This window comes from Brevundimonas sp. UBA7838 (assembly GCF_002500885.1).
In the GTDB taxonomy this organism is placed as follows: domain Bacteria; phylum Pseudomonadota; class Alphaproteobacteria; order Caulobacterales; family Caulobacteraceae; genus Brevundimonas; species Brevundimonas vesicularis_C.
Genome location: NZ_DLTK01000143.1, coordinates 1 through 8449 on the forward strand (window position 1 = coordinate 1; position 8449 = coordinate 8449).

The 8449-nt window shown below is 66.7% G+C and carries 6 protein-coding genes and 2 pseudogenes; 4 read left to right on the forward strand and 4 right to left on the reverse strand.

The features are described from left to right. The 4 genes and pseudogenes from B3T77_RS15170 to fliQ all read right to left on the reverse strand — a co-directional run. Positions 1-529: pseudogene (locus tag B3T77_RS15170) on the reverse strand (hybrid sensor histidine kinase/response regulator); the annotation flags it as partial. 51 nt (positions 530-580) lie between these two features. After that, a complete protein-coding gene (flhB, locus tag B3T77_RS15175) occupies positions 581-1657 on the reverse strand; it encodes a flagellar biosynthesis protein FlhB (RefSeq protein ID WP_292080663.1) in 1077 nt (358 codons plus the stop codon). Further along, on the reverse strand, positions 1650-2423 hold the full coding sequence (fliR, locus tag B3T77_RS15180; RefSeq protein ID WP_066629549.1) for a flagellar biosynthetic protein FliR: 774 nt from the start codon (positions 2421-2423) through the stop codon (positions 1650-1652). Before fliR ends, flhB begins: the two co-directional genes overlap by 8 nt. After that, positions 2423-2686, reverse strand: coding sequence for a flagellar biosynthesis protein FliQ (gene fliQ / locus B3T77_RS15185; protein ID WP_017505641.1), 264 nt, complete (start codon positions 2684-2686; stop codon positions 2423-2425). The genes fliR and fliQ overlap by 1 nt, the downstream gene beginning before the upstream one ends. A 297-nt stretch (positions 2687-2983) precedes the next feature. Here fliQ and folE point away from each other — a divergent pair, with 297 nt between their 5' ends. The 4 genes and pseudogenes from folE to B3T77_RS15205 all read left to right on the forward strand — a co-directional run. Then, positions 2984-3568, forward strand: coding sequence for a GTP cyclohydrolase I FolE (folE, locus tag B3T77_RS15190; protein ID WP_055806832.1), 585 nt, complete (start codon positions 2984-2986; stop codon positions 3566-3568). 63 nt (positions 3569-3631) lie between these two features. Continuing rightward, positions 3632-4789 carry an acyltransferase family protein gene (locus tag B3T77_RS15195; RefSeq protein ID WP_292080664.1) on the forward strand — a complete coding sequence of 386 codons (1158 nt, stop codon included), beginning with the start codon at positions 3632-3634 and terminating at the stop codon, positions 4787-4789. A 168-nt stretch (positions 4790-4957) separates the two neighbouring features. Next, positions 4958-6631, forward strand: coding sequence for an MFS transporter (locus B3T77_RS15200; protein ID WP_055753857.1), 1674 nt, complete (start codon positions 4958-4960; stop codon positions 6629-6631). Between the two features lie 90 nt (positions 6632-6721). Beyond that, positions 6722-8449, forward strand: a pseudogene (locus B3T77_RS15205) (hybrid sensor histidine kinase/response regulator); the annotation flags it as partial.

Consider the following 8449-nt stretch of genomic DNA (forward strand, 5'->3'; position numbering starts at 1 on the left):
GAACGGGCGCGGCGGCGATGGGCAGGACGGCGTCCGGCGCGGCGCGCATCAGGAACCTGCCCTCGCCCGTCTTTCCATCGCCGATCTGGCCGATGACGACCTCGACCTCGCGCTGTCCGATCATGACGATGGCGCGGCCCGGCTCGCCTTTGCGCGCCTGGGCGAAGGCCATGTACAGCGCCTGGGCCGACTTGCCGCGCGGCAGGGCGCCGGTCGCCCCATTGGCCTCGGACCAGGCGGCGTTGAAGGCCAGGATCTGTCCTGAATCCCAGACCAGCGCCGCCGGTTCGGCCATGGCGTCCAGCACCTCGATGGCCGCGTCGCTGCTCGGCTTGGCGTCCGCCGCCCGGCGGAAGCCGAACAGACCGATCATGGCGATCGCGCCCACGGTCAGAATCAGCACCAGTCCCGGCGCCGAGGTCGGGTTGGCGCGAAACGCCGGGTAGGCAAGGGCCGCGATCGCCGCCACGACGCCGAACGCCATCACGCCGGACAACAGGTCGAACGAAGGGCGGCGGGTGGACGTCATACAGCCTCGCGAATCAGTGTTGCGATCATACGCCCAAATCCTGACGCCGCCTTACCGGCGCTTACGGGACTGGAAGACGAAGCCGATGATCTTGGCGGCGGCGTCGAAATGTTCGCGCGGAATGACCTCGTCCACCTCGACGGTGGCGTACAGGGCGCGCGCCAGCGGCACGTTCTCGACGATCGGCACGCCGTGCTCGGTCGCCACTTCGCGGATGCGCAGGGCCAGGGCGTCGACGCCCTTGGCCACACAGATCGGCGCCCCGTCGCCCTGATCCGGCTCATAGCGCAGGGCGACCGAATAGTGGGTCGGGTTGGTCACGATGACGGTGGCCTTGGGCACATTGGCCATCATCCGCTGGCGGCTTCGCTGCATGCGGATCTGCTTCAGCTTGGCCTTGATGTGCGGATCGCCTTCGGACTGTTTGAAATCTTCCTTCAGCTCTTCCTTGGTCATCCGCATCCGCTTGGCGAAGCGCATCTTCTGCCAAATGAAGTCGGCCCCGGCCGTGGCCCCCAGCAGGATGATCGAGGCCACGAACAGCGAGATGGCCATGTCGCGCGCCAGCGGCAGGATCGCCAGCGGGCTGATCGCGGCCATATTCTCGAACTCGCGCAGGTGCGGCTTCAACACCATCCAGCACACCACGCAGACGGCGATCAGCTTCAGGAAGGTCTTGACGAACTGCGCCAGGCCGTCGGGGCCGAAGATGCGTTTGAACCCCTGCATCGGACTGACCGCCGACCATTTGGGCTTCAGCTTTTCGGCCGTGAAGATCAGGCCGGATTGGGCGACATTGCCCCCGACCCCGCCCAGGATGGTCGCCAGCATGACGGCTCCCAGAAAGGGCGCCACGGCCCAGACGGCGCGCACCATGATCTGGTTGCCCGCGCCCGAGTTCAGCACCCCCAGCATCTCGTGCGGGGCGGCGATGAAGGGCAGCATCTGTTCGGCGATGGACGAGGCGAACCAGCCTCCCCCCATCAGGATCACCGCCGCCGCCCCCGCCAGCGACAGCACCTGGGCGACGTCGGGCGACTTGGCCGCATCGCCCTTCTTTCGGGCGTCCTCAAGCTTTCGCGGGGTCGCCTCTTCGGTTTTCGACTCGGGATCCGCGCCTTCAGCCACCGGGGCCTCCCAGCACGAAATACTCCGCCAGACGGCGGTAGCGGTCGATGAAGAGGGTGCCCAGCGCACCCAGGCTCAGCGCGAAGATCGACAGGCCCAGGATCACGCTCAAGGGCGCGGCGGCGAAATAGACCTGGAACGACGGCATGACCCGCGCCACCAGGCCGGACGCCAAGTTGAAGATCAAGGCAAAGACCAGCACCGGCGCCGACAACTGCACGCCCAGCAGGAAGCTGTCGCCCAGGGTTCGCACCGCCATCTGGGTGAAGTCGGCCATCATCAGCGGCTGGGCCGGCGAGATCAGCCGATACGATCCCACCATGCCGGCGATGAACAGGTGGTGGGTGTCGGTGGCGAACAGCAGCGTCACCCCCAGCAGGGCCAGAAAGGCGGCGATGGTCGAACCGGGCTGGGCCTGCATCGGATTGGCGGTCTGGGCGAAGCTCAGCGTCGTCTGCAGCGACACGATCTCGCCCGCTGTCGCCAGGGCGCTCATGAACATCCGTAGCAAAAGGCCGATCATCAGGCCCACAACCACCTCGCGGATGATCCACCCGACCATCAGCCCCATACTGTCCGGCAGGCCCGGCAGCGAACCGCGCACCACAGGCCACAGCGCCAGACTGATGACCAGCGCCAGCGACAGTCGCACGCGCGGGGGCACATAGGCCTCGCCAAAGCCGGGGATCAGCATCAGGATCGCCGCGATCCGGGCGAAGATCAGCCCCCCGGCCCAGACCTGATCAGCGGTCGCATAAGCGTCCACTACATCCCCGCGATGCGGGCCGCGATCTGGCGCATGAAGCCGCCCAACAGGGCGCCCATCAGCGGCAGGAACAGGATCAGCGAAACGAAGATGGCGATGATCTTGGGCGCATAGATCAGGGTCTGTTCCTGAATCTGCGTCAGGGCCTGAAACAGGCCGATCACCACGCCGACGACCAGGCCGACCAGAAGCACAGGCAGGCACAGCTGGATCGTCAGCCATATGGCGTCACGTCCGACGTCCAGAACTTCCGCGCCGTTCATCGGCCCACTCCGCAAACTACTGGGCAGAAAATGCCGACAGGATGGTTAACAGGCCGCTAACCAGACGCGTCTTCGTCCAGACCTGACCACGGAAAAATCTCGCGTTCGGCCTTGAACGGCGCCGCTTCGATGCCGACTTCCCCGCCTTCGCCTTGGGGAGCGCCATCCATTCGATTTCAGACGAATTAGACGAATTAGACTCTCTTTTTCCGACTTCGCCGTCTGAACGCGCGCGCGCCTCGTAATGTGGCGGCTCGCCCCTCCCCTTCCCTCAAGCGCTCCGCTATCTAGGCCGCCATGACCGACGCCCCCGCCTCCAAAGTCTCCCAGGCCGACGCCGAAGCCGCCGTCCGCACCCTGATCGAATGGGCCGGCGACAACCCGGATCGCGAAGGTCTGCTGGAAACCCCCGCCCGCGTCGCCAAGAGCTACCGCGAGCTTTTCCAGGGCTATGAGGTCGATCCGCTCTCCTATCTGGAGAAGACTTTCGAAGAGACGGGCGGCTACGACCAGTTGGTCGTGCTGAAGGACATCCGCTTCGTCAGCTTCTGCGAGCACCACATGCTGCCGGTCGTGGGCAAGGCGCACGTCGCCTATCTGCCGACGGACCGCGTCGTCGGCATCTCCAAACTGGCTCGGGTCGTGCGCGGCTTCGCCCGCCGCCTTCAGATCCAGGAGAAGATGACCTCCGAGATCGCCGAGGCCATCCAGACCGTGCTGAAGCCGCACGGCGTCGGCGTGGTCATCGAGGCCGAGCACAGCTGCATGACCCTGCGCGGCGTCAATGCGCCCGGCGCCAGCCTGTCGACCAGCCACCTGATCGGCGTCGTCCGCGACGACCCCCGCACCCGCGAAGAGTTTCTGCGTCTGGTGCGGGGCTGATGTTCGCCTGACAGGCGAACTGGCCCGACGCTTGCGGTGAGGGGATCAAAGGAGGCGCTGACGATGCCCTGGTCCCTGATTTCGACCCGCAATGAGACAGTTCAGATCGCGCGCGGCGGCTGGCTGGACGCGCTGCGTTTCATCGTGGCCTTCCTGATCATCCTGCATCACTTCCAGGCCGCAGGGCCCGAGCCGCTCGCCCATCTGATCAATCCGATCTTCGAACGCGGCGGCTTCCTGCTGACCAACTTCTTCCTGATCGACAGCGGCTATGTGCTGATGCGCGTCTATGGCGCGGCGGTGGACAAGGGTCGGATGTCGCCCGGCGACTTCTTCCTGAAGCGGTTCCTGCGGGTCGTGCCCGCCCACCTGATCATGGGCCTTTCGCTGGTCGGCTTCGTGCTGCTGGCCACCGCCGCCGGCTCGCCGCCCCGCAATCCCGAATGGTTCGCCTGGGATCAGCTGCCGGCCCAGCTGCTGCTGCTGCAATCCTATGGCGTGCATGGCGGCCTGGGCTGGAACGCCCCGACCTGGTCGATCTCGGCTCTCATCGGCTGCTATCTGGCCTTCCCGTGGATCATTCGCGGCCTGATGCGCCTGGGCCCCTGGTCGGCCCTGGCCGTCGGCGTCGGCGTCTATCTGATCGCCAACCAGCTGTGCTGGTCGTTCCTCGGCTATCCCGTCTATCAGATGCCGATGCGCTACGGCATCATCCGCGTCCTGCCGCTGTTCTTCCTGGGCATGTGCCTGGCCTGGTTCGCCCAGAAGGTCTGGATCGCCCCGCGCCTGGCCGGCTGGGCCGGGGTGCTGGCCGCCGTCGGCTTCTTCGCGCTTCAGCTTCACGACAAGCACGCCCTTGTCGCCCTGACCCTGATCTCGGTCATCATCCTGGCCGCCGGCGCCGTGCCTGTGACCAAGCCCTCGAAGTGGGTCGAGACCGCCGCCATGGTCTCCTTCTCCATGTTCATCTCCAACGAGGTGGTCCGCATCGTCTGGTTCGGCGTGGTCAATGCGGTCGAGGCGCGCGTCGCCTTGCCCCTCTTCGTTCAATGGGGCCTGTGGGGCCTGGGCGTCATGGCGGCGGTCGCTTTCGCCTTCGCCTTCCACTTCGCGATCGACAATCCGATCCAGACCCGCATCCGCGCCTGGCTGAAGCGTCGCAGCGCTCGTCGCGGCAAGGCGCAACCCAAGCTCGGCCCCGTCATCTCCATCGACGGCTGACTGCCCTGGGCGAGCGGTGATGCTCGACCCCAAGGTCGCCTTGGCGATCGGCGATCCTCGACCAAAGTCGCTCTCTCCACCCGCCCCGCTCTCGGTCAATGTCGGCGTCCACGCATCCTGAAGGATGTGCAGAACGGCCGATAACGGCGACACGGGAGGAAATGGATCATGGCAACCGACGCACCCCTTGCGTCCGGAGGAGAGGAGCACACCGTCGATCGCAGCGATCGCCTGGTCATCCTCGCCTCATCGGTCGGCACCGTCATCGAGTGGTACGACTTCTATCTCTACGGCTCTCTGGCGGCGATCATCACCGTCCAATTCTTCTCGGGCGTCAACGAAACCACCGGCTACATCTTCGCCCTGATGGCCTTCGCCGCCGGCTTTGCGGTGCGGCCCTTCGGCGCCATCGTCTTCGGGCGGCTGGGCGACCTGTGGGGACGCAAGAACACCTTCCTCGTCACCATGCTGCTGATGGGTCTGTCGACCTTCGTCGTCGGCCTGTTGCCGCCCTATGCGGTCATCGGCATCGCCGCGCCCATCATCCTGGTGCTGATGCGCCTGATCCAGGGCCTGGCCCTGGGCGGTGAATACGGCGGCGCCGCCACCTACGTCGCCGAGCACGCCCCTCAGGGCAAGCGCGGCTTCTACACCTCCTTCATCCAGATCACGGCCACCGCCGGCCTGGTGCTGAGCCTCGTGGTGATCCTGAGCGTTCGGCTTGCGGTCGGCGAAGAGGCCTTCGCCGCCTGGGGTTGGCGCATTCCGTTCCTGGTCTCGATCCTGCTGTTGGGCGTCTCCCTGTGGATCCGCCTGAAGCTGGCCGAAAGCCCGTCGTTTAAGAAGATGAAGGCCGAGGGCAAGGGCTCCAAGACCCCGCTAAAGGACAGCTTCGGCAAATGGCCCAACCTGAAGATCGTGCTGATCGCCCTACTGGGCCTCACCGCCGGCCAGGCCGTCATCTGGTACACCGGCCAGTTCTACGCCCTGTTCTTCCTGGAACGGGTCATGAAGGTCGACGCCACACTGGTCTATGTGCTGCTGACCATCGCGCTTGTGGCCGCCTCGCCCTTCTTCATCTTCTGGGGCTGGCTATCGGACAAGGTGGGCAGAAAGCCGATCATCCTGGCCGGCTGCCTGATCGCGGCCCTGACCTATTTCCCCCTGTTCAACGCCCTGACCCAGGCCGCTAATCCGAAACTGGCCGCCGCCGCCGCGTCTGCGCCGGTCACGGTCTATGCCGATCCGGCCGACTGTAATCTGCAGTTCGATCCGGTGGGCAAGACGGTGTTCAACCACTCCTGCGACGTGGCCAAATCCTATCTGGCCAAGGCGGGCGTGACCTACACCAACGTCGCGGCCCCGGCCGGCACCGTCGCCGAGGTGCGTATCGGCGATCAGGCCGTCATCCCCAGCTTCCGGGGCGACGCCATGGCCCCGGCCGACTTCGCCGCCCAGAAGAAAACCTGGGACAAGAGCCTGGGCGAGGCCCTGACCGCCGCCGGCTATCCGGCCAAGGCGGACAGCGCCCTGGTCAACAAGCCGATGGTGGTGCTGATCCTGTTCATCCTCGGCTTCTATGTGACCATGGTCTATGGACCGATCGCGGCGGCCCTGGTCGAGATGTTCCCGACCAACATCCGCTACACCTCCATGTCCCTGCCCTATCACATCGGCAACGGCTGGTTCGGCGGCTTCCTGCCGACCACCGCCTTCGCCATCGTGGCGGCGACGGGCAACATCTACTCCGGCCTCTGGTACCCGATCGTGGTGGCCCTGGGGACGGTCGTTCTGGGCTTCCTTCTGGTCAAGGAAGGCAAGGACGTCGATCTGAACGCCTGATCCTGCTTTCAGGTGGAATGAAGGGCGGGTCGTCGCAAGACGGCCCGCCTTTCGCTTGTGAAACACCCCGTGCCCGGTTCAGATGTCCCCATGTTCAGCCTGACGATCCTCGGCCTGGTCGCCGCCGATATGGCGGTGCTTTTCGCCGTCGCCTGGCATCAGGAAAGGCCGGCGGCGCGGGCGCGCGGCAAGGGGCTGGGGCCGTCGGTCTACGCCCTGTCGCTGGCGATCTACTGCACCTCCTGGACCTACTATGGCGCGGTCGGCACGGCGGCGCGGGACGGGTGGGAATATCTGCCCATCTACATCGGCCCGGTGATCGGTCTGACGCTGCTGTTTCCGCTATGGCGCCGGATCGCGGCGGCCGCCCGGCGCGAGAACGTGGGCTCCATGGCTGACTTCGTGGCCTCGCGTTACGGCAAGAGCCAGACTCTGGGCGCGGCCGTCACGGTCGTCGCCATCTTGGGGTCGCTGCCCTATATCGCGCTGCAGCTGAAGTCGCTGTCGATGGCCGGCGCCCTGCTGACCGCCGGCACGCCGGTGGCTGGGTCCGAGGGTCTGACGGTTCTGGTGCTGGCCGGCGTTCTGGCCTTCTTCGCCATTCTGTTCGGGGCGCGCCGTCCCGACCTGACCGAGCACAATCGCGGCCTGATCCAGGCCATAGGCCTGGAGTCGATGGTCAAGCTGGGCGCCCTGCTGTTCGTCGCCGTCTTCGCCCTGGTCCTGCTGCTGAACGAAGGGTCCCCCCCGCGTATCATCGAGGGCCTGGGCGCCCTGGCCGCGCCGCCCGAGGTCACGCCGCGCTTCACCGCCATCACCCTGCTGTCCACCCTGGCCATCTTCTGCCTGCCGCGACAGTTCCACGTCGCCTTCGTGGAGGGCGGTCAGCCGTCGGACGTGAAGCGGGCGCGGTGGATCTTTCCGCTCTATCTCCTGCTGACCAGTCTGGCGGTGCTGCCGCTTGTGGCGGCCGGCGCCCTGTTTGCGCCCTCGGTCAATCCGGACCTGCTGGTGCTGGCCCTGCCGTTCCAGCGCGGCGAGACCCTGCTGACGGCCGTGGTCTTCGTCGGCGGCTTTTCCGCCGCCACCGCCATGGTCATCGTCGAGGCCGTCGCCCTGTCGGCCATGGTGTCCAACAGCCTGATCCTGCCGTTTTTGGCGCGCGAGCGTTGGCGGGTGCGCGGCGACGCCTCGGACATGGCGGGGACCATTCTTCAGGTCCGGCGCGGGGCCATCGTCGCGGTCCTGCTGCTGGCCTGGCTCTATTATCAGGCGACGGACCAGTCGCGCGGCCTGGCGGCCATGGGGCTGGTGTCCTTCGCCGCGATGGCCCAGCTGGCGCCGGCCCTGTTCGGCGCGGTCCTGTGGCGGGGCGGCCATGCGCAGGGGGCGCTGGCGGGCATGACGGTTGGGATGGGCGTCTGGATCGTCATGCTGGCCCTGCCGCAGTTGTCGCCCAGCGCACCCTGGCACCTGCACGTCATGCTGGGGATAGGCGATCCGCTGGCCTTGGGGGTCTTCGTCAGCCTGGCGCTGAACCTAGCGGCTTATGTCGGCGTGTCGCGCTTTGCTCAGCCCCGCCTGATCGACCGTGTTCAGGCCCGCGCCTTCGTGGATCGGCTGGGACCGGACTGGATGGAGGCCCGGCCCGCGCCGTCGGGCGCCTCGGTCGGCGATCTGCGCGCCCTGGTCGCCCGCTTCATCGGCGACGAACGGGCCGAGCGCGCCTTCACCGCCTGGGGCGATGAGACCGACACCAAGCTGCGCGACGCCGACCCAGCCGACGCGGCCCTGGCGCGCGCCGCCGAGCGCATGCTG

Coding starts and splice junctions, on each gene's coding strand:
- folE (WP_055806832.1), top strand. CDS start 2,984: ATGACCGACGCCCCCGCCTCCAAAGTCTCCCAGGCCGACGCCGAAGCC.
- B3T77_RS15195 (WP_292080664.1), top strand. CDS start 3,632: ATGCCCTGGTCCCTGATTTCGACCCGCAATGAGACAGTTCAGATCGCG.
- B3T77_RS15200 (WP_055753857.1), top strand. CDS start 4,958: ATGGCAACCGACGCACCCCTTGCGTCCGGAGGAGAGGAGCACACCGTC.
- fliQ (WP_017505641.1), bottom strand. CDS start 2,686: ATGAACGGCGCGGAAGTTCTGGACGTCGGACGTGACGCCATATGGCTG.